At 67.8% G+C, this 20,146-nt stretch carries 20 protein-coding genes and 1 pseudogene; 8 read left to right on the top strand and 13 right to left on the bottom strand.

The genetic code is table 11. From position 1 onward, the window contains the following. Positions 1–48: 48 nt before the first annotated feature. Both AB4Z09_RS10885 and AB4Z09_RS10880 read left to right on the top strand, forming a co-directional pair. Positions 49–519, top strand: a complete 471-nt coding sequence (locus AB4Z09_RS10885) for a DUF3995 domain-containing protein (protein ID WP_174910418.1) — start codon at positions 49–51, stop codon at positions 517–519. Positions 520–1,364: 845 nt separating this feature from the next. Beyond that, entirely contained in the window at positions 1,365–1,976 is a 612-nt protein-coding gene (locus AB4Z09_RS10880) for a hypothetical protein (protein ID WP_442239712.1), read from the top strand. Positions 1,977–2,040: 64 nt separating this feature from the next. On the opposite strand, the gene AB4Z09_RS10875 is transcribed toward AB4Z09_RS10880, so the two are convergent. From AB4Z09_RS10875 to AB4Z09_RS10845, 7 genes are all read right to left on the bottom strand, one after another. Then, a complete protein-coding gene (locus AB4Z09_RS10875; RefSeq protein WP_442239711.1) occupies positions 2,041–2,829 on the bottom strand; it encodes an SDR family NAD(P)-dependent oxidoreductase in 789 nt (262 codons plus the stop codon). A gap of 153 nt (positions 2,830–2,982) precedes the next feature. Next, entirely contained in the window at positions 2,983–3,138 is a 156-nt protein-coding gene (locus tag AB4Z09_RS10870; RefSeq protein WP_442239710.1) for a hypothetical protein, read from the bottom strand. 41 nt (positions 3,139–3,179) lie between these two features. Continuing rightward, positions 3,180–3,626, bottom strand: coding sequence for a hypothetical protein (locus tag AB4Z09_RS10865; RefSeq protein WP_442239709.1), 447 nt, complete (start codon positions 3,624–3,626; stop codon positions 3,180–3,182). A 310-nt stretch (positions 3,627–3,936) separates the two neighbouring features. Next, the gene (locus AB4Z09_RS10860) at positions 3,937–4,149 is read right to left on the bottom strand and encodes a hypothetical protein (RefSeq protein WP_174910411.1); all 213 of its coding nucleotides are present in this window, start codon (positions 4,147–4,149) and stop codon (positions 3,937–3,939) included. Positions 4,150–4,626: 477 nt separating this feature from the next. After that, positions 4,627–5,493 (bottom strand): ABC transporter ATP-binding protein, encoded by an 867-nt coding sequence (locus tag AB4Z09_RS10855; RefSeq protein ID WP_442239708.1) that lies wholly within the window; start codon positions 5,491–5,493, stop codon positions 4,627–4,629. Further along, positions 5,490–6,488, bottom strand: a complete 999-nt coding sequence (locus tag AB4Z09_RS10850) for a FecCD family ABC transporter permease (protein WP_254622996.1) — start codon at positions 6,486–6,488, stop codon at positions 5,490–5,492. The genes AB4Z09_RS10855 and AB4Z09_RS10850 overlap by 4 nt, the downstream gene beginning before the upstream one ends. A gap of 104 nt (positions 6,489–6,592) precedes the next feature. Continuing rightward, on the bottom strand, positions 6,593–8,074 hold the full coding sequence (locus AB4Z09_RS10845) for an iron chelate uptake ABC transporter family permease subunit (RefSeq protein ID WP_442239707.1): 1,482 nt from the start codon (positions 8,072–8,074) through the stop codon (positions 6,593–6,595). Between the two features lie 184 nt (positions 8,075–8,258). Here AB4Z09_RS10845 and AB4Z09_RS10840 point away from each other — a divergent pair, with 184 nt between their 5' ends. Then, positions 8,259–8,999: a hypothetical protein gene (locus AB4Z09_RS10840; protein WP_114723554.1), complete on the top strand. Its 741-nt coding sequence runs from the start codon at positions 8,259–8,261 to the stop codon at positions 8,997–8,999. Positions 9,000–9,270: 271 nt separating this feature from the next. Further along, positions 9,271–9,732: a PaaI family thioesterase gene (locus AB4Z09_RS10835; RefSeq protein WP_114723597.1), complete on the top strand. Its 462-nt coding sequence runs from the start codon at positions 9,271–9,273 to the stop codon at positions 9,730–9,732. Between the two features lie 9 nt (positions 9,733–9,741). Here the strand turns inward: AB4Z09_RS10835 and AB4Z09_RS10830 are convergent, their stop codons facing one another. The 4 genes from AB4Z09_RS10830 to AB4Z09_RS10815 all read right to left on the bottom strand — a co-directional run bounded on the left by AB4Z09_RS10830 (position 9,742) and on the right by AB4Z09_RS10815 (position 14,710). Beyond that, positions 9,742–11,115, bottom strand: coding sequence for an NAD(P)/FAD-dependent oxidoreductase (locus tag AB4Z09_RS10830; RefSeq protein WP_429516212.1), 1,374 nt, complete (start codon positions 11,113–11,115; stop codon positions 9,742–9,744). A gap of 158 nt (positions 11,116–11,273) precedes the next feature. Next, positions 11,274–12,647: an MFS transporter gene (locus tag AB4Z09_RS10825; RefSeq protein WP_442239706.1), complete on the bottom strand. Its 1,374-nt coding sequence runs from the start codon at positions 12,645–12,647 to the stop codon at positions 11,274–11,276. Between the two features lie 520 nt (positions 12,648–13,167). After that, positions 13,168–13,548 carry a hypothetical protein gene (locus AB4Z09_RS10820; RefSeq protein ID WP_442239705.1) on the bottom strand — a complete coding sequence of 127 codons (381 nt, stop codon included), beginning with the start codon at positions 13,546–13,548 and terminating at the stop codon, positions 13,168–13,170. 136 nt (positions 13,549–13,684) lie between these two features. After that, on the bottom strand, positions 13,685–14,710 hold the full coding sequence (locus tag AB4Z09_RS10815) for a tyrosine-type recombinase/integrase (protein WP_254622509.1): 1,026 nt from the start codon (positions 14,708–14,710) through the stop codon (positions 13,685–13,687). 431 nt (positions 14,711–15,141) lie between these two features. Here AB4Z09_RS10815 and AB4Z09_RS10810 point away from each other — a divergent pair, with 431 nt between their 5' ends. Further along, entirely contained in the window at positions 15,142–15,369 is a 228-nt protein-coding gene (locus tag AB4Z09_RS10810) for a hypothetical protein (protein WP_174910395.1), read from the top strand. Positions 15,370–15,373: 4 nt separating this feature from the next. Further along, positions 15,374–15,688 (top strand): DUF302 domain-containing protein, encoded by a 315-nt coding sequence (locus AB4Z09_RS10805; protein WP_442239704.1) that lies wholly within the window; start codon positions 15,374–15,376, stop codon positions 15,686–15,688. 352 nt (positions 15,689–16,040) lie between these two features. On the opposite strand, the pseudogene AB4Z09_RS10800 reads toward AB4Z09_RS10805, so the two are convergent. Then, a pseudogene (locus AB4Z09_RS10800) lies at positions 16,041–16,971 on the bottom strand (quinone oxidoreductase family protein); the annotation flags it as partial. A 254-nt stretch (positions 16,972–17,225) separates the two neighbouring features. On the opposite strand from AB4Z09_RS10800, the gene AB4Z09_RS10795 reads away from it, so the two are divergent. Next, positions 17,226–17,459, top strand: a complete 234-nt coding sequence (locus tag AB4Z09_RS10795; protein ID WP_114723560.1) for a hypothetical protein — start codon at positions 17,226–17,228, stop codon at positions 17,457–17,459. A gap of 9 nt (positions 17,460–17,468) precedes the next feature. Here AB4Z09_RS10795 and AB4Z09_RS10790 read toward each other — a convergent pair whose 3' ends face one another. After that, the gene (locus AB4Z09_RS10790) at positions 17,469–18,254 is read right to left on the bottom strand and encodes a SigB/SigF/SigG family RNA polymerase sigma factor (protein WP_302675453.1); all 786 of its coding nucleotides are present in this window, start codon (positions 18,252–18,254) and stop codon (positions 17,469–17,471) included. 251 nt (positions 18,255–18,505) lie between these two features. On the opposite strand from AB4Z09_RS10790, the gene lnt reads away from it, so the two are divergent. Further along, positions 18,506–20,122, top strand: coding sequence for an apolipoprotein N-acyltransferase (gene lnt, locus AB4Z09_RS10785; RefSeq protein ID WP_442239703.1), 1,617 nt, complete (start codon positions 18,506–18,508; stop codon positions 20,120–20,122). The last annotated feature ends 24 nt before the right edge of the window (positions 20,123–20,146 follow it).

Here is a 20,146-nt window from a genome sequence, read left to right as displayed (position 1 = left end):
GGACCGGGCAGCAGGTCCGTCCTGCGGTGCCCGCGATAGGTTGGCGGTATGGCTACTCTCCCGGTCTTCACCGATCGTGCCCTGGGAACGAAGGCTCGCATCGCAGGCCTGACCGGCTCGTCGGCGCTCGCAGCGGCGGCATTGGTCCACACGGCGTGGGGCCTCGGTTCGGCATGGCCGATGCGCAGCCGCGCCGATTTGGCCGATGCCGTGGTGGGGAGCGACGCCATGCCTGATGCTCGGGCCTGCTTCGCTGTTGCTGGACTCGCAGCGGCGGCGGCCGCGTTGGTGGCGGGAGTGGGCAGGATGGGCAGGGCCGCAACGGTGGCGAGGGTCGCCTTGGGCGCCGGCGTTGCAGCGCGCGGCGTTGCAGGCGGACGGGCAGCCACCAAGGTCCTCGGTCTGGAAGAACCCTCACCACGCTTCGTCCGGTTGGACAACGCGGTGTACCGGCCGCTCTGCCTCGGTACGGCCGCAGCCATCCTCACCGCCGCAGTCACGTACCCGGGAATCGACTGAGCGCTCTTCGATGGTGACTGGAGGTGGCTACTGTGCCTCAGCTCGACCCGTCCGGCGGCGCTCGGAGAGGACCCATGCCGCCGACTCACGGACGTCGACGTCGGCGGCAAGCCGAGTGAGGAGATCGTCGACGCCGGGAGCACGCCACGCGGCATCGGCAAGCTGAGCCAGTAGAACGTTTCGCGGTTCGAACGGGCCATCCATCTCATGCGGCCTACGCTCACGCAATCGGGCCGCCCCGTAACTACCGAAAGGCGCGCATCCTTCACACGTACACGGCGCTGTCCCATGTGCATCAGGAAAGTACCGCCACCCCGTCGAACGCGGCGCCGGACGGATCTGCCTGATCTCGCCAGCTTGGATGCCCCTGGGCACGAACACCTCCCAGCCGCGAGGATCGTCCAAGCGACGCACGACGGCCGCAGCTTCCGCCGCGTGACAGGGACGAGCCCTGTGGTTGTAGTGGCCGACGGCAACCAACTCGTCGTCCGGGATTCGGAAGGTCACCGCCAGAAGCGGCTGACGCACATGGAACCGTGCGATCTCACGCACCCATTGATGGGTCATCACGTACGACTCGACCCTCGGGGAAGAATAGACACCACGTCCACTGAATCGGGCAAGTCGATCCGCGCCGTCGGAATTACCGGCCTTCATCGGAGGCGCTGCGCTCAACGACTTCAAGCCCGCCTGGCGGACGCGCTGCGACCGGCCAGTCTTCGTGCATTGTTTCCTCCCGAGTTCGTAGACCGGCAGACGGTAGGGGAGAAACAGAGGGTTCAAGCTCCCGCCGCCTAGCATCGTTTCGAGTCGGCGACTGACGCCGGCCGGAACCAGGGGGGGCGATGGTGCGCTGGCTGATTTCGATTATCGCCGTGATGGGACTGGCGGGTGCACTTCCGCTGGCCGCATCGACGCAGGCGCACGCGTGCTCGTGCGTCTACGACCCTGACGGACCCCAGATCATCGACTTGGTCTCGAATGCCGCGTCGGTCTTCACGGGCACTGTCACCGCCGAGCACGTCGAAGATCAGACCGCGTTCTACGAGTTCGAAGTCCGCGAAGTATTCACAGGTGACATCGGCACGACGACAACGGTTTCGTCCAGCGTGCAAGGCGCTGCTTGCGGCCGTAGTTTCGAGGTCGGCACCGAGTACATCGTCTTCACCTCCGCATACGAGACCGCCGGCGCCCAGTGGTCGGTCAACAGCTGCTCAGCCACAACACAATCGTCGAACGACCGAACCCGTGAAGCTGCGGTCACGGTCTACGGGGAACCCCGACCACCCATCCTGAGAAAGGCCTCCGTCGCGCAAGACGGAGCACCTATGACGATTGAGGGAACGGGGACYGAACGTAACCCGCTGCTACCGTGGCCCGCCATCACCATCACCGCTATCACCACCGCGCTGGCAGCTATCCTGCTCTATCGACGGAGGCGGCACCACCAGCGATAGGCCCTCATCCAGAGCGCAGGGACCGTGCGGGGCTCGGGCCCGGCTCCGCCGCCGTCGGTGCAACCTACCTGGGCATCCGGCGCCAGATTGCTTGCGGCAGCATGCGCGCGGCGAAGTAGGCTGGGCGGGTCAGGGCAGGGACCCATACTCGGATCCGATTGTTGCGCAGGCCTTTCACGACCGCATTCGCGATTTGACCGGGGGTGCTGGGTAGTGGAGCGGGGCTCATGCCTTCGGTCATGCGGCCGATGACGAATCCGGAACGCACCAGCAAGAGATGAACGCCGCTGCCGTGCAGGGCGTCTCCGAGTCCGCTGGCGAATCCGTCGAGGCCGGCTTTGGCCGATCCGTAGACATAGTTGGCCTTGCGTACCCGTATGCCCGCTACGGACGAGAAGACCACGATCTGGCCGCTACCTTGAGCACGCAGCAGATTGGCCAGCACGGTGAGAACGCTGACCTGCGCTACGAAGTCGGTGTGAACTACTGCGAGTGCGTGTGCCGGGTCCCGTTCCGCCAGGGCTTGATTGCCAAGGACTCCGAATGCGAGCACCGCGACACCAATCGGGCCGTGCTCGGCGGTGATGGTCTCCAGCAGACCTGGGTGGCTCGCAGTGTCGTCGGCGTCGAACTCCACACAGTGGATTGCAGATGCGCCGGCTGTGTGTACGAGTGCGGTCTCGTTGGCCAAGTCGCCACTGCGTCGCGCCGCCAGAATCACTACCCGCCCGGGCGCCAGTCGCCGAGCCACCTCGAGCCCGATCTCACTTCGCCCGCCGAGAACCAGTACCGCACCCGCATCGGTTGCACCGGTATCGAATTCCCGTTGCGTCCCCTCGTACGTGTCGTCCATTCCAAACAGAGTAGAACACGTTTCAAGTTTCCGGCCGTGGACAACGTCGGCGCCGGGGGTGTCGGCGAGTGGGTCGGTGGTGCCCTGGCAGCTGTCAGGCATTGTCTAGACAGACCCGCTACCGGTGGCTGATTCCGGTACGAGCCCGATCGGTCAGGGGTCGTGCCGCTGACATGCGTGCTCCACCGCGTTGGCCAGGCGGTCGATGCTCTCGAGGTACGCAAGGCGACGAGGGCGTGGGAGGTCGCTGAGTCGAGTGATGGTGGGGTCGTCGGTCAGCAGGGCCCCGACATCGGGCGGTGCGGTCATATTCACTGGTGGACCACGAGGACCGACGACACGGGGTGCGCTCACGCCGAGTCCGGGATACACCGGTTACGCGAGGTTTCGGGTGGGTGGGCGTCGATAGCCGCGTCGACGAGATCCGCAGCAGACTTCAATCCGAGACTTCGATGTTGTTCACGCAGCGCCTTGATCGCCGAGATGCGGTCCGATGTCGATGCGATCGCCGACTCCACATCCGAGGCCGGAACATCCTCGGGTGCAACGAACGTGAGTTCAGGCTTTCTTCCTCGGGTCAAGCCGAAGCGCTTGCGCCACAAAGTGATGGCTTCGGTCGCGAAGGCGACGATGCCTCCTGCGACGACCACGACGACAACCCAGTTCCATACAGTCGGGTGCTCGACGGCCTCGCCAACGCGGGAAGGCAGAACAATCAGAGGGAACAGGACTGTGCCGACGGTAGCGGCCCATCGCTGAATGACCTCGCTCTCGAGTACCTGCACGACCTTCGACATTCCACCCCTTGGCGATCCCGGTTCGATATCAACGAAGTTCTGAGGAGTCGGTTGGCGGCCGGCGCGAGAATCATCGTGCACGCGCAGGTCACTGCAGCACACACCGCCGAGATCCGCAGAAACCACCCGATCACCGGCGAAGCCCACCCCACACATGCAGCTAAGCACAGCGACGGCCTAGAGGATCCAGGGCGTGTGGAGCCGAGTCCGGCCCGACGGACTCCATCGCACCAGGCGCCGCTCCGCCGACCGGCATTTACCACCACGCGCTTACCCACGGGTCGCCCGAACGACCTTCACGACTGAGATTTCAGTTCGCGACGGTGCCCTCGTACCGGTGCACGAGGTATGCGTCCGCACCAGCAACAGGGCCGCTGTTCACCCACCGTGGCGGCTCGCACGATTCCCGTGTGGCGGCGGTCAGCGACTGCCAGGTACTGCGAGCAAGGCGGTCGATCTCGGGTTGGGGCACCTCCCGCCGCTCGATGACATCGAATGCGATCGTCTTCTGGTTCACACCCATGCCCGCCACCCTAGGTACGTTCGGCGCGTTCACAGGGGCAGTCGCCGAACTCATACAGGCTTGTTACCGTCCGGTGTTGAATCGCCAGGACACCGTCAAGTGTTTTCCCGCAATGGGTTTCAAATCTGGATCGACATCGTCGGGATCAGAGAAGTCGATATCTGTGGTCGACGTCGACACGTCCCCTGACTCGCGGCCACCGCGACGACGAGATGACCTCGTATCCCTGCTCTTTCGAAATGCGCCCGATCAGGATCGCGCCTGAAACCGGAACACGCGCAGGCCATCGCCCTGTTCGTCCGGGTTGCATGCACGGTGATCGTGGGTAGCGTCGATAGTGGCCGCCGGTTGGGATGGACCACCGATCGTGGTCGGGTGGCAAGCTCGGGGCAACTCCAAACGCTGCGGCGCGGTGGGGTCGTGAGCGATCTGGGCGGCACCCGGCGAGGCGAACACTCGCGGGTGCTGTCCTTCTGATCACCCGTCTTGCGTCGGCCCACCCACCGCACCGTAGACGTGCCGCGTCCCGATGGGGACGATCAGCGGCCGGTCGGAGACGGGATCGTCGATGACCGCCGCCTCGAGCCCGAACACCTCCAGGAGCAGCTCCGCCGAGATCACGTCCTGCGGCGCACCGGAAGCGACGATCCGGCCCTCCGACATGACGATCAGGTGGTCGCTGTAGCGGACCGCGAGGTTGAGGTCGTGCAGCACCATGATCACGGTGCGGCCCAGCTCCTCGTGCATCCGGTCCACCAGGTCGAGGACCTCCACCGAGTGCGACAGGTCGAGGTAGGTGGTCGGCTCGTCGAGCAGCAGGATGTCGGTGCCCTGCGCGAGCGCCATCGAGATCCACGCCCGCTGGCGCTGCCCACCCGAGAGTTGGTCGACAGGGCGATCGGCGAGGTCGGCGACCCCGGTCAGCGCGAGCGCGTGCGCCACCTCGGTCTCGTCGTCGGACGACCACTGGCGGATCCACGACTGGTGCGGATGCCGACCGCGGGCGACCAGGTCGGCCACCGTCAGGCCCTCGGGGGCGACGGGCGCCTGCGGCAGCATGCCGAGCGTTCGGGCGACATCCTTGGTGCGCATCGTCGTGATGGCCTTGCCGTCGAGCAGGACGGTGCCCGCGCGCGGCTTGAGCAGCCGGCCCAGCGCCCGCAGCATCGTCGACTTGCCGCACCCGTTGGGGCCGATCACGGTGGTGATCACGCCGGTGGGGATCTCGACGTCGAGGCCCTCGACGATCATGCGGTCGCCGTAGCCGAGAGTGAGGCTCTCGGCGACCAGTCGCGGCGCGGGGGAGGACAGTGCCGGCTCGGTGACAAGGGAGTGCTGGGTCATGCCGAGACCTTCCGGTTGTTGCGGACGAGGAGGTACAGGAGGAACGGGCCGCCGAGCGCCGAGGTGACGATGCCGACGGGCAGTTCCACGGGGAGGACGGTGCGGGCGATGATGTCGCTGCCCACGACCAGCACGGCCCCGGTGAGCGCGGACGCGAGGATCGGCGGCCCGGCGGAGCGGACCAGGCGCATCGCGACCTGGGGCGCCGCGAGTGCGACGAATCCGACGGGACCGGCCGCGGCGGTGGCGATCGCGGCCAGGATCACCGACGCGAACAGCAGCTTCGCCTGCTCGGACTGCTGCCGGACGCCGAGGGACCGGGCGTTGTCGTCGCCCAGGCGCAGCGCGCCGAGGGTGAACGCCGCGATGATCGCCCAGCCGCCGATCACGGCGAGCGCGATCGCCACCGGCCACACCTGACCCCACCCGGCGCCGTTCAGCGACCCGTTGAGCCACACCTTGGCGCGGGAGACGTCGTTGATGTCGGCGGAGATCAGCAGCCACCCGGTGACCGCGATCAGCATCGCGTTGATGCCGATGCCGATGAGGATCAGCCGGTAGCCCTCGACACCCTGCCGCCAGGCCAGGAGGTAGATGACGGTGGCGGTGAGCAGGCCGCCGACGAGCGCGGCCAGCGGGATGCCCAGCGTGGCGAACAGGCCGACGAAGGAGCCGCCGCCGCCGCCGAGGACGATCAACGCGACCGCCGCCGCGCTCGCGCCCGACGTGATGCCGAGGATGTCGGGGCTGGCCAGCGAGTTGCGCGCGATGGACTGGGTGATCGCACCGGAGATGCCGAGCGCGACACCGATGAGCACCGCGGTCAGCGCGCGGGGCAGACGCAGGTCCATCACGATGAACCGCTGCACCTTGCTGCCGCCGCCGAACAGGACGTTGGTGACCTCCGGGACGGACAGCGGGAAGTCTCCGCGGCCGATGCCGACGCACACCAGCAGGAACAGCGCGACCGCGAGCACCACGTTGACGACGATCATGTAGGGCCGCAGCACCAGCGAGATCGGGCCGAGCCGGAACGCCGGCCGGGACGGTACCGCCGCGGGGATGCCGTCGGCGGCGTCGGGGAGAGTATTCAGGACGCTCACAGGCTGGCCAGCTTCCTGCGCCGAACGAGCGCGATGAAGAACGGGGCACCGACGACGGCCAGCACGATGCCGACCTGCAGTTCGCCGGGACGGACCACGACTCGGCCGATGACGTCGGACATGACCAACATCAGGCCGCCGAGCAGTCCGGCGTAGGGGACGAGCCAGCGGTAGTCGGGGCCGGTGATCGCGCGGGCGACGTGCGGTACGACCAGTCCGATGAACGCGATCGGTCCGCACGCGGCGGTCGCGGCGCCGGTGAGCAGCGTGATCGCGACGATGCCGATCGTCCGCGAGACCGCGACGTTGGTGCCGAGCGACCGGGCGACGTCTTCACCGAGGCTGATCACGTTGAGGCTCGGGGTACTGGCGATCGCGATGACCAGCCCGAGGATCAGGAACGGCAGCACCTGCCACAGGATGTCGTAGCCGCGGCCGGCGACCGATCCGACGACCCAGAACCGGTAGCCGTCGAGGCTGGTCTGGTCGAGGATCACGACCGCGTTCGTCATGGCCTGGAGGAAGAAGGCGACGGCCGCGCCCGCGAGCGCCAGGCTCAGCGGGCTCGCCTTCCCGTTGCCGATCGAGGACAGCCCGAAGACGACGACGCTGGCGAGGGCCGAGCCCGCGAACGCGAACCACAGGTACTGGCCCGGTGACGTGAGGCCGAGGGTGTAGATCGCGATCACCACGAGGAACGCGGCGCCGGCGTTGAGGCCGAGCAGGCCGGCGTCGGCGAGCGGATTTCGGGTGTGTCCCTGGATCAGTGCGCCGGCCACGCCGAGGGCGATGCCGACGACCAGACCGAGGAGGGTGCGTGGGATCCGGAGGGTGCGCACGATGATGTCGGTCTCGCCGCCGGTCGAGGAGAACAGTGCGTGGAAGATCTCGGCGAACGACAGCGGACGGGCGCCGACGGCGATGCTCGCGAACAGAACGAGCGCCAACAGGACTGCGAGGGCGAGCAGGCCCAGGATCCGACGCCGGCGCACGGCGGCGAGGGACGTGTCGGGGGTGATCGGGGTGAAGCCGTCCGCGCGCGCGGTGGCCTCGCGGACCACCTCGGCACCGGAGACGATCCCGGGTACCCGCCGCACCGCACGCCGGACGCCGATAGGCGCACCGGTCTCGGCGTCCCAGGTCACCAGCCCGCACCAGCCCTTGCCGACGGTGGTGCCCGTGTTCCCTTCACGGAATCCGCGATTCCAGACGAACAWTCCGATTGCTATCAGCAGCGCGGCTCCGCCGAATACGACGCGGTCGGCCTCGCCGCCGCCGTTGGCGTCACGCAGCGAATCGACGAGGTACCACCCGAGGACGAGGGGTGCGGCGACGACGCCGAGGTCGACGAGATTCGCCAGCAGGCGCAGGGCTGTCGGCGCCGGGCCTTGCGGGACAACCTGTTTCCCGAAATCCGACTGCGGTTTGGTGTGCCTCGACGCATCCGGGTTCATATCCGGGAGGCGGGTCGTCGTCACGGCTGGGGTGCTCCTTGGGGAGGTAACGCTGTCGAGCGTCAGGTTACGGAAGCCTAACCGAACGTGCGAGGGAGGTATCCGCTCCGCGGCTCGAATAGACCCCCCGGTTCGATCATGGTTAGGCTAGCCTACGCTTGCCGAAGAACTACTCGACGGAACTAACCGAACGCTTGATGGAGGCTCGATGTCCGCGACCGCGCAATTCCAGTTCACCGTGTCCGAGGCAACGGCACTGGCGGACTCGTGTTCGCGACTCCGCGACGTCTCGCCGGACTACCCGCGGGTCTACGCGGTCGCGACGATGGCGCATCAGGGCAAGCGGCGGTGGTGGCCGATCGCGTCGTGCACCGGAGGCGGGGAGCCGGCCGAACTGCAGGGTCATCGAGTGGGTCAGATGTACGAGCGCATGCTCGACGATCTGCACTCCCCGGACGCGGCCGCGATACAGGTGGCGTCGGCGCTCGTGCACGCGGTGGTCGGCCGGGTCGCGGCGCTCGTGGTGCTGGAGGGGCGAGCGTGGGACCCCGGCGTGGACAACCTCTGGATCCACATGGACAGCGACAGCGGCATCGACTGGGCGGGCGTCGTGGACGACACGCTGCGTGTGTTGCCCGACGACGGTCTGGCCGGCTCGCGCGACGTCGTCACCCTGCCGTGTGAGCGAGCCCTACTGGTGTGGACTGCGCACCGCTGCGTCACGTCGCTGTCGGCGATTCGGTGCGCACTGGACGGATTCGCGTCCGTCGACCAGCTGCGACTCGGCAGCCTGGTCGCCGACGCGGTCCTGGGCGTGACGACGCGGGTGCCGATCCTGGCGGGTTCGTCGCAGTCTGTCGCGTCCCGGCGCGGTCAGGGCCTGCTGGACGCGTTCGAGGCTGCGGGTGTTCCGGTGCGCACGCGGGCCATGCTGGCGCACGCCTGCTGACGAAGGGGTTGACGAATTAGGGCAGCCTTCCCTATTCTCGATTCATCAGTACTGCTGGACCGTGCCGGAGTCCTGAGGGCTGCAGTGACTCCCGGTCCCCTCCACGGCGGGTTCCGCGCATATGGCGCGGAACCCGCCGGTTCGTCTTTCCGGCGGGTCGAGTGCGTGCCGCCGACGGCGGTGGATCACTATGACGAGGTACATATTCGGCAGGCGGGTCGGTCGGGCACCTCGGGGCTCGGTCACCCCACCAGAATCGATGGAGCAGATCATGGCGAGTGAGGCAGAGCACGCATTCGTGCTGGGGGACGGGGCGGATCCCGCCGAGGTCAACGCATTCCTCAACAAGGGCTTCGGCGAGGCGCTCGGCCTCGAGTTCACCGAACTGACCGCGGACCGCGTTCGTGCGCAGTGGAAGGTGACGCCCGCGCTGTACCAGCCGTGGGGCATCATGCACGGCGGCGTGCACTGCGCGGTGATCGAATCGGTGGCGAGCATCGCCGCCAGCATCTGGCTCGGCGACCGCGGTCACGTCGTCGGCGTCAACAACAACACCGACTTCCTGCGCGCCGCCCGCGACGGAGTGCTGTTCGCGGAGGGCACCCCGGTGCATCGGGGCCGCACCCAGCAGTTGTGGCTCGTGACCGTGACGGACGAGCAGCAGCGCCTCGTCGCTCGCGGGCAGGTCCGACTGCAGAACATCACCGAGACGTCCGCGCTCGGCAACAAGTAGCGGGGTCGGTCAACCGACCTCACGTGATTCGGCGGCGCGACGCGCTCGACTCTGCTCCTGCAGCAGGTCGATCGCGTTGCGCGCGAACACCTGCTGCTCGGTGGACGCCATCTGCGCACGCCCGCGGCCGAGGAACGAGACCGTCCACGAGATCACCGTCGACAGGCGACTACGGAACCCGATCAGGTACATCAGGTGGATCACCAGCCAGGCGACCCAGCCGATGAAGCCGCTGATCTCGAGCTTGCCGACCTGCGCGACCGCACTGAACCGGGAAATCGTCGCCATCGAGCCCTTGTCGAAGTACTTGAACGGCTGCCGATCCTCGGACCGGGCGTCGTCGAGTCCCGCCCGAATCTCCTTGGCGGCGTACTTCCCGCCCTGCATCGCGACCTGCGCCAGCCCGGGCAACTTGTCCAGCGCCATCATGTCGCCGATGACGAACACGTTCGGATAGCCCGGCAACGTCAGATCCGGATTCACGTGCACGCGGCCGGCCCGGTCCACCTCCGCTCCGGACTGCTCACCGAGCTGCTTGCCCAGCGGACTGGCCTGCACGCCGGCGGACCACACCTTGCACTGCGACTCGATCCGGGTGTCGGTGCCGTCCTTGTGCCGCACGACCAGCCCGTCTACGTCGACGTCGGTGACCATCGCGTTCAACTGGATCTCCACGCCGAGCTTCTCGAGCCGTTCGGCGGCCTTGCGGCTCAGCTTCCCGCCGTACACCGGCAGCACGGCGGGGGCGCCGTCGAGGAGGATGACCCGGGAATCGCTCGGGTTGATCCGACGGAATGCGCCCTGCAGCGTGCGATGGGCGAGTTCGGCGATCTGGCCGGCCAGTTCGACGCCCGTCGGTCCGGCGCCGACCACCACGAACGTGAGCAGACGGGCGCGTTCCTCGGGATCGTCGGACAACTCGGCCTGCTCGAACGCCCCCAGGATGCGGCCCCGCAGCTCGAGCGCGTCGTCGATCGTCTTCATGCCGGGCGCGAACTCGGCGAAATGATCGTTGCCGAAATACGACTGCCCGGCACCCGCGGCCACGATGAGCGAATCGAACTCGGTGACCGTCGTCCGGTCCAGCAGCCGCGAGGTGACCGTCCCGGCCTTCAGGTCGATCGTCTCGACATCGCCGAGCAGGACCTCGGCGTTCTTCTGCTTGCGTAGCACCATCCGTGTCGCCGGTGCGATGTCGCCGACCGAGAGGATGCCGGTCGCCACCTGGTACAGCAGCGGCTGGAACAGGTGATGGGTGGTCCTCGCGATGAGGGTGATGTCGACGTCGGCGCGCTTGAGGGCCTGCGTGCCGAACAATCCGCCGAAGCCGGATCCGATGACCACGACGCGATGGCGGCGGGGTTGTGTCGAGGCGATGCTCATTCCGCGCTCCTCGAGGCTCGTCGAAACGTGCTGACCTAGTCACCGTAACCGCCTGGTGGTCACCCGTCCCGCCAACTCGGGCGTCGGAACACCCCCAGACGGCTGTGGGCGGTGGGGATGAACCCCACCGCCCACAGCCGGACGTCACAGTGCGACCGTCACTTGCGGTCGTACACGCTTCCGCGGCGGATCAGCAGCGTGAAGCCGATCGTGATGAGCCCGAGGACGACCATCATCGTCGCGACCGTGTTGAGGCCGCTGACGGTCGGTGCGACGCCACCGGCGGCGGCGGCCGACGACGCGAGCAGCATCGTCGCGATCGAGGTGCCGATGCCCTGACCGCCGGTGCGCAGCACCGAGTTCGTGCCGGTCGCCTCGCTGGTGTTGCCCTCCGGGACCGCCTCGACGATCAGGTTCGGCAGTGCCGTGTACGCGAAGGCGGTGCCGATCGACACGGTGATGATCATCGCGACCATGCCGGCGACCGAGTCGTGGAAGACGATGAGCATCGCGCTGCTGATCGTGAACAGCGTCGTACCGAGCAGCATCGACACCCGCGATCCGACGGTCCGCGTGATGCGGCCGCTGAGCGGTGTGCACACGAAACCGAACATCGAACCGATGAACGACAGCCAGCCGGCGTTGGTGGCGGAGATGCCCAGACCGAACGGTGCGGTGGTCGGGGACTGCAGGATCATCGGGATGATCATGGTGCTGATGCCCATCGGGCCGACTGCGATCGCCAGGGTCGCGCACATCGTCAGCGCCACCTTGCGGTCGGTGAACAGGCGCACGTTCACGATCGGGTCCTTCACCCGCAGCTCCCACAGCACCCACAAGGCGAGGACGACGAGACCGCCGACCACCAGGCCGAGGGTCTTCGCGTCGGTCCAGCCCCACGCTCCCGACTTGTTGATGCCCAGCAGGACGGCCGCGATCGCCGGGGCGAATGCGAGGGTGCCGAGGTAGTCGACCTTCTGTGTGGTCCCGGTGGGCGGGCGCCACGGCAGAACGAACAGCACCAGCAGCAGCGCCATCACCGCATAGACCGCCGCGACGACGAAGATCATGTGCCAGCTCGCGTGGTCGAGCATCACGCCGGCGACCAGCAACGACGCCGAACCGGCCGCGACGGCCGAGCCGGAGATGACTGCAATGGCGACGGGGACCTTCGCGGCCGGGAGGTGCTCGCGGGCCAGGCCGATGCACAGCGGGAGGATCGCGCCGGCGACACCCTGGATGGCGCGGCCGACGATGATGCTGCCGATGCTGTCACCGATCGCACTGATGAACGAACCGAGGGCGGCAGCACCGAGCAGGACGACCAGCACACGCTCGCGTCCGTACATGTCGCCGAGGCGGCCGCACACCGCGGCCGATGCGGCTGCCACCAACAGGAACGCCGTGACAGCCCAGCCGACCGTGGCGGCGTCGCTGTTGAACTCCTTGATGAACGTGGGGATGGCGGCGTACACCATTGACGTCTCGAACGCGCTGATGATCTCGACCAGAACGAGAACGGTGATGATCACCCATGCAGGGCGCTGCCGGGCATACCGTCCGCGCGGTGCGGGCGCCGCCGACGTGGCACGAGTGTCTGCAGTAGCTGTCACTGAAGTTGATGTCCAGACTCTTGACTGGCCCGAATTACGGGCTGTGCTGCGGGAATTCGAAGAACTGCGAGGTCGTCGCGTCCACGGGCAAGCCGCTATGGGTGAGCGTCGCTTCTGTTCCGTTGGTCACAGAGTGTGCCAACTCACTTTCCCGGCATCGGAGGTCTGCGCACTCAGTGGGACCTGGTGGTGACCGCCGTTACAGCGGCGAACTGGGGGAACGGGGGAAACCGCTGATCAGGGCGTCGGCACCCGAGGGCCCCGCTGCCCGAGCCATCCCGTTGGATGAGACCACGACGGGATCGGCAATGTGGTCCGTGCTCCGCGACGCGCAACCGGGTGCGTCGAACCGCCGGAACAAACCGTTGACCAGTGTCGCAGGTCCCGAAAGCTTTGGCAGCGGAACGGGGAAACCGGTGCTGTACGTGTGAGTACGGGGTCAGTCGTGCGCCGGGCAGTGGTGCATCTGAGCCGACACGATCGCCGCCACCAACTCGTCGATCACGCCGTCCTGCAGGTGGACAGTGGTTTCCACGCCGTCGACGTCGACACAGCGGAGCAGTATCCGCCGACCGTGCGCCTCGACGTAGGTGTCGTCGTCCACGCACCACGTCGCACCGAGCTCCGTCGGCGGCACGATCGGGACACTGACGAAGTCCGGCCATATCGACGCGTGCCGATTGTGATCACGGTCGGCAGCGAAGTCGGGGGAGTCGGCGGCCGACGCGGGCAGCGGCGCCACGAGTCGCAGGTGACGGGGCGTGGCGGCCGGGCCGACGTCGGCGTACATCGACGAATTCACCTTCTGCTCAGGGGACACACCGGAGAGGGCACACCGGAGAGGTCGAACAGGACAGCGGTATGCGCATCGACCGCCGCCGACCACCGTACGTCCCGAGTGGCGTTCCGGTATACGTATTCCGGGATGAAATGTCCGGAAACGACGAGCGGGTTCGTCAGCCGCCGTCGAGCATCCGATACAGCGGATTGCGGGCAGCGGCCTCACGCACGCCCGTTCCGGCGCCTTCGGTGTACACCTGCGTGGTGTTCATCGACTCGTGACCGAGCATCCGCATGAGGGTGAAGATGCTGACGTTCTCGTCGGCCATGTTCGTGGCGAAGGTGTGCCGGAACTGGTGGGTCAGCGCTCCCTTGGCGCGCTCGCCGTTGATCCCGGCCCGGCGGTACGCCCGGAGCACCCGGTACTGCAGCGTTCCGCGGGTGATCCGCGCGCCGTCGGCCCCCACGAACAGCGGGTCGGCGCTGCGGAAGTGCTGCCACGGCGTGGCGTCGGCCGCCACCCGCTGCTTCGCGGTGCCGGGGAATCGTTCGATGCGGGACTCCAGATAGCCGGTCAACGCGGCCACCAACGCCGGCTCCGCGGTCGCCACCCGCTCCTTGCTGCCCTTCCCGCGCACCAGGATCACCCGTGCGCCGCCGTTCGACGGATCGGTGGCGCCGCGTACGTCGCCGATGTCGACCGCGATCAGCTCCGACGACCGCATCCCGGTCAGCAGCGCCATCAGGATGATCGCGAAATCGCGCTCACCCCACGGTCGGACCCCGTCGGTGTCGTCCTCCTGCAACGTCGCGATCAGCCGGGTGACGGCATCAGCAGGAAGCGCCTTGGGCAGCCGCTTCGGCGCCTTGGGGCGCAGCACCGCCGACATGGGGTTCGCGACGATCGCGTCGATCGAGAACAGGAAGTCGCACAGCGTGTTCCAAGTGGACCAGCACCGACGGATCGACGCCACCTCGTGCGATGCCGCGAACGCCGCGAACGCCTGCTGCATCGACTGCTTGGTGATCACCTCCACCGGAAGCACCGATGCGGCGAGCCCGGACTGCTCGGCGAGGTGCCCGGCGATGGCCGTGAAGTCCTGGCGGTACGCCTTGAGCGTGTGCGGTGACGGCTTCGCGGTGCTGCGGTGCAACAGGAACTCGCCGAACCAGGACTCGAGAAGCTGTCGATCGTCACTCACGTGGGCCTGCTCCAATGTCCTTCCGGGACTTCGACTGTCGGACGCGCGGCGAAAGTGTGTTCGAACCGCGCCCGACAAGTGTATCGGCTGCCGGCCCGGACCCGATCGATGTCCTCGGCGGCTGCTCGACTACAACCTCCGCGGTTAGTGTGGAGGGATCCGACCGCCCGGACGGCAGTTGCCGTCCGGAGGGTGAAGTACCAGTGATCGTGCGTTGAGAGGCAGAAGCCGTGCCGGCACCGTCGGGTGCGTGACCTCATACGTGCCTGTGGCTCGACCAGGACGCCGGCGGACCAGTCCGGTACGTCTCGACGACGAGGAGGTTCTCGTGTCAGGAACAGCACAGATCCTGGCACCTGATGGTTGCCACCACCTCACTGCGCTCGTCCGTCGACCACCCGCTGCGGAAAGACCTCGCCAGGAGACACGTCATGGCCGTTCGAGTCCCGATCGTCACACCGGTCGCTGTCAACCGTCTGCAGCTACCGGTCACGACCTCGTTGGACGACTTCCGGGCCCGATATGAACGGGCGGTCCCGGCCTTGGACTTCGATCAGGTCGCCGACTTCGTCGCCCGGAGAGCGCCGTGGGCCGAGATGCTCGATTTCATCGGCGCCGCCGCTCCGTTCGGGTTCCTGACCGAAGAACCAGGCCGATGAGGTGATGCGGCTCGCCGGGGACACCGCACCCTGCGTCGCCTACCTGATGGGCAACCACACCATCGCCGAACGGATGTTCCGCCACAACCCGGCGGCCATGCTCTACGCCCCGCTGCGCACTGTGCTCTGGCAGGACAGCTCGAGCCAGGCATGGTTTGCGGTCGACCAACCCAGCACCCAGTTCGGCAGCTTCAGTGACCCCCGCATCACAGCGACCGGCCACGACCTCGACGCCAAACTCGCCGTCCTGCTCGCGCATCTCGGGCTCGATGTTCCACCCGCGCTCCAACCCGTTGATCTGCCACCGAAGCAGCCGTAACGAACCCGGATCACCACCGGCCGCCCGGACGGGTCCCCTCGCCGCGGCACGCCCCGGACGCAGACTATGTCCTGGTCCGCGCCCGACCTGCTGGGATTCCGCAGCACGTCGAACGCGCGAGTTCGACGCCGTTCGCCTGGCGGATGTGCTCGGAAGTTCGGGGTGAGGCGCGCGTGACGACCGCTTCACCCCCGATTTCACCCCGATGCAGCTTTCCCTGACGGAACTGTCTCGATACTTTATTGAGGGCCAGGCGCACCCCCCGACGTGTGCCTGGCCTCTAACTTCCACGATGTCCCGCTGTGCACGCCTGCGCAGCGGGACATCGTGCTTTCAAGGCAGATCCGTGACGCTACGGCGTCAAGACCGTCGAACCCCGGGTCCTGCGGCCTTCGAGATCGCGATGGGCCTGAGCGGCGGCCCTCAGTCGGTAGCGTTCGCCGACAGTGACCACGACGGACCCGGCCGCGATCGCATCGAGAACCTCACCGGCTCGCCAGACGAACTCGTCGTGTGTCCGGTTGAAGTGCCCTCGCGAGGGTCGGGTCAGGTACACCGATCCGGCAGCATTGAGGCGTTGGGGATCGACCGGAGGAACCGGCCCACTGGACGCACCGAACAGCGCCAGCGTGCCCCGGACCGCCAGGCTGGCCAGGCTGGCGTCGAAGGTCGACTTGCCGACGCCGTCGTACACTGCGGCGGCGCCGTTGCCTTCGGTGAGTGCACGGACGGTCGCAGCGAGTTCGTGTGGGTCGTCGGGGTAATCGAGTACCTCCACCGCACCGGCACCGCGGGACAGCTCGGCCTTCTCCGGCGTCGACACTGTCGTGATCACTCGGGCGCCCAGGCTGGTGGCCAACTGCGTCAGAATCAGCCCGACACCGCCGGCGCCGGCATGCACCAGCACGGTGTCGCCGCGCCGGACCGGGTAGACCGACTTGACCAGATAATGCGCGGTCAAGCCCTTCAGCAGCGCCGATGCGGCGATGTCGGGGGCGACTCCCTCCGGCACCCGCGCCAACAGACCCGCTGGTGCCACGCAGTAGTCGGCATACGCGCCCACTGCGTCCGCGCTGACCACCCGGTCGCCGACCAGAAACGCCGAGTTGCCGGCGCCGACCGCGGCGACGGTACCGCCCACCTCGCTGCCGACGGCGAACGGCAGCTCGTGCGGGTACAGGCCGGAGCGGAAGTAGGTGTCGAGAAAAGTTGACGCCGATCGCTTCGGCCTTGATCAACACCTCTTCCGGCCCCGGTGATGGCTGTGGCCTCTCGACGTAGGATCGTCATCGAGAATGATGCCGTCTGATGCGGTGACGGCCCACACGAGAGTTGGCGGCTGCGGCGCCGGCTCGCTCGTCAACGACGCACTGCCCGAGCAGAAGCAGGGTGTCACCGCTGAACACGTTACTCCGATCCCGCACCCGGTCCCGTCGGCGAATCGGTCGACAGCCGTCAGGTGTAGAGCCGTCTCCCACGGGGTATCAGACCGTCGTCGGCCGGCACCACGACCGACGCCATCAGGAGGAGGACGACGATGCCTAACTGCGAAACGTGTGGCAACGACTACGACAAGGCATTCACCGTGATCATGGGGGACCGTCGTGGCGTGTTCGACAGCTTCGAATGCGCCGCACACGCGATGGCGCCGGTGTGCGGACACTGCGGATGCCGGATACTCGGCCATGGCGTCGAGGACGAGAGTCGGATCTTCTGCTGCGCGAACTGCGCGCGGCTTGCCGGCCACGAACGGCTCGTCGATCGGGTGTGACCTGCAGCGTCAGCTTTCGATCTGGTCCTCGAGTTGGCAGCGGAGCGTCGCGAGCGACCGGGCCAGCAGCCTTGACACGTGCATCTGGGATACCCCGATCTCTTCGGCGATCCGGCTCTGGGTGAGGTTCGCGAAGAACCGCAACAACAGGATCCGGCGCTCGCGATCGGGCAACGCCGCCAGTATCGGCCGGAGCGTCTCGTGATTCTCGACCGCCTCGAGACGCCGATCGTCGGCACCGAGGGTCTCGGCCAGCGGATGGTCGTGGCGGCGCCCCACGGTCCCGGCATCCACCGACACGGTCTGGTACGCGTTGCCGGCCAGCAGTCCGTCCGCGACCGCGTCCTCACCGATCCGCAGCTCCGCCGCGAGCTCGTGGTGCGTCGGCGGCCGACCGAGACGCTGCGACAGGACCGACACCGCGCGACCGAGCTCGAGATGCAGTTCCTTGACCCGGCGGGGCACCCGCACGGCCCACCCGGTGTCCCGGAAGTGTCGCCGCACCTCGCCCATCATGGTCGGGACCGCGAACGCGACGAAGTCGGACCCCACGCGGGAGTCATATCGGTTGACCGCATTGACGAGCCCGACACGCGCCACCTGAACGAGGTCGTCGTGGAACTCCCCACGGCCGTCGAACCTGCGAGCGATGTGATCGGCGAGGGGGAGGCACCGCGTGATCACGGAGTCGCGGAGCACGCGGTAGCGCGGGTCCCTGCGGTCGAGCGACGCCATCGACTCGAAGACCGGACCCACGTCACGGTATTCGTCGGTGCGCTCGACTGCAGGATTCACGCAATCGACCCGGGAGATCGTCGGGGGGAGTGGAACGGTGGTCCCGCACGGTTCGTCCGCCGCGCATCGTGTCGAGGTGCGTCGTCGTCCCTCACGCGTCCTCCGTTCGGCCGGACATCGGATGCGTCCATCGTATGACGGTGCGTGGTCACTGCGGGAGGCCCGTTGACCTCCGCCAACTCGATCGACTACCTCTGCCCGGATCGAACGGAGGACCTGCTCAGGTCAGGCCCGAACTCTAGAATCGACACGTGTCCAGCGGAGCGTCCTCCGGGAAACCACCCGGTCACGGGAGCCGCGTACCGGGATGGACAGTCGGTGCGACGCGTTCGCGGTGGGTGCCGCGGGCCGGGGTGGCGGCCGCGGGGGCGCTGCCGCTGTTGGCGTTCCCCGAGCCGAACCTCGGCGTGCTCGCGTGGGTGTCGCTGGTGCCGGTGGTGCTGCTGGTGCGCGCCGCGGCGACCGCGCGCGAGGCCGGACTGCGCGGCTGGCTGGCCGGCGTCGGATTCCTCGCGGGTACGCAGTACTGGGTGGCGCCGAACCTTGTCTGGTTCTTCCCGCTGGCTGTGGGTGTGCTCGCGCTGCTGTGGACCGGGTGGGGCGTGCTGGTGTGGGATGCGTTGCGGGAGCCGGTCACCGGCCGCGGGGCGGTGGCGGCCGCAGTCGTCGTGCCTGCAGGGTGGGTGCTGGTCGAGGTGGTCCGGTCGTGGCAGTGGCTCGGTGGGCCGTGGTCGTTGCTCGGTGCCACCCAGTGGCAGCACCCAGGTGTGCTCGGGCTCGCCGCGCTCGGCGGGGTGTGGCTGGTCAGCTTCGCGATCGTGGCATCGAACATTGGGGTCGCCCTGTGCGTGGTCGGCGGCGTGGCAGCCCGGGCCGTCGGAGCGGTGGCGGTGGCGGTGGCGGTCGCCTCGGGTCCACTCTGGTCCGCGTGCCGACCAGCGGAGCCGCCAGCCGACGTCGCGGTCGTCGCGCTTGTGCAGCCGGGGATCGTGCACGGCGACCTGCTCTCTTTCGAGGAAGACCTGACCCGAGGGATCGGCGCGCCGGTCGACCTCGTGGTGTGGGGTGAGAGCAGCGTCGATACCAATCCGGCCGCCGACCAAGCGCTGCTCGTTCGGCTGGGCGCGTTGTCCGCGGCCGCGGGGGCGGACCTACTGGTCAACGTCGACGCGCCGGTCGGCGAGTCCGGCGCGATCTCGAAGGCGTCTGTCCTGATCGACCACAGCGGAATCCGCGATACCTATCGGAAGATCCGGCTGGTCCCGTTCGGTGAATACATCCCGTTCCGCGACCAGCTCGGCTGGCTCAACCGGATCACCGCCGCGGCGGGGCAGAACCGGCAGCCCGGTGACAGGTTGGTCGTGATGAACGCCGGCGGTTTCCGGGTCGGGCCGCTGATCTCCTTCGAGGAGACCTTCCCGGACATGGCCCGCGCGCAGGCGCGGGCGGGGGCGGACATGCTGGTGTACCAATCCTCCACGGCCACCTTTCAGGGCAGTTGGGCGCCCGCGCAGCTCGCGTCGTTCGGTGCGCTGCGGGCCGCGGAGAGTGGCCGCCCGGTCGCGGCGGCCGCATTGACGGGGGAGTCGGCCGCATTCGACGCGCGAGGACGCCGGCTCGGGTCGATGCCCGCCGACGAGCACGGCGTTCTGCTCGTCGAAGTGCCCGTTCGGACAGAGGACACGCTCTATGACCGGCTCGGCAACTACGTCCCGGGCGTCTGTACCGCGGTCGTGGTGGGCTACGTGGCAGCGGCGGTCGTCCGGCGGCGGGGTGGTCCAGTTGCCAACCAGCGCGGCGATTCACGACAACGCAGGGGAGGCGAGCGAAACCCGCACGCGCGCATGGATATTCGCCATTATCCATGACAGTGGTGTGGGTGGGGGCGGTGA

Source organism: Rhodococcus sp. TAF43, assembly GCF_052113525.1.
Classification (GTDB): domain Bacteria; phylum Actinomycetota; class Actinomycetes; order Mycobacteriales; family Mycobacteriaceae; genus Prescottella.
Note: the sequence above shows the minus strand (reverse complement) of the source record. Positions and strands in the feature narration are given on the sequence as shown.

Bases quoted from the DNA above. Each gene is read 5' to 3' on its own strand.
- AB4Z09_RS10870 (WP_442239710.1), bottom strand. From the start codon at position 3,138: ATGACCGCACCGCCCGATGTCGGGGCCCTGCTGACCGACGACCCCACC.
- AB4Z09_RS10865 (WP_442239709.1), bottom strand. From the start codon at position 3,626: ATGTCGAAGGTCGTGCAGGTACTCGAGAGCGAGGTCATTCAGCGATGG.
- AB4Z09_RS10860 (WP_174910411.1), bottom strand. From the start codon at position 4,149: ATGGGTGTGAACCAGAAGACGATCGCATTCGATGTCATCGAGCGGCGG.
- AB4Z09_RS10840 (WP_114723554.1), top strand. From the start codon at position 8,259: ATGTCCGCGACCGCGCAATTCCAGTTCACCGTGTCCGAGGCAACGGCA.
- AB4Z09_RS10795 (WP_114723560.1), top strand. From the start codon at position 17,226: ATGCCTAACTGCGAAACGTGTGGCAACGACTACGACAAGGCATTCACC.
- AB4Z09_RS10885 (WP_174910418.1), top strand. From the start codon at position 49: ATGGCTACTCTCCCGGTCTTCACCGATCGTGCCCTGGGAACGAAGGCT.
- AB4Z09_RS10875 (WP_442239711.1), bottom strand. From the start codon at position 2,829: ATGGACGACACGTACGAGGGGACGCAACGGGAATTCGATACCGGTGCA.
- AB4Z09_RS10855 (WP_442239708.1), bottom strand. From the start codon at position 5,493: ATGACCCAGCACTCCCTTGTCACCGAGCCGGCACTGTCCTCCCCCGCG.
- AB4Z09_RS10835 (WP_114723597.1), top strand. From the start codon at position 9,271: ATGGCGAGTGAGGCAGAGCACGCATTCGTGCTGGGGGACGGGGCGGAT.
- AB4Z09_RS10850 (WP_254622996.1), bottom strand. From the start codon at position 6,488: ATGATCGTCGTCAACGTGGTGCTCGCGGTCGCGCTGTTCCTGCTGGTG.
- AB4Z09_RS10830 (WP_429516212.1), bottom strand. From the start codon at position 11,115: ATGAGCATCGCCTCGACACAACCCCGCCGCCATCGCGTCGTGGTCATC.
- AB4Z09_RS10805 (WP_442239704.1), top strand. From the start codon at position 15,374: ATGCGGCTCGCCGGGGACACCGCACCCTGCGTCGCCTACCTGATGGGC.
- AB4Z09_RS10810 (WP_174910395.1), top strand. From the start codon at position 15,142: ATGGCCGTTCGAGTCCCGATCGTCACACCGGTCGCTGTCAACCGTCTG.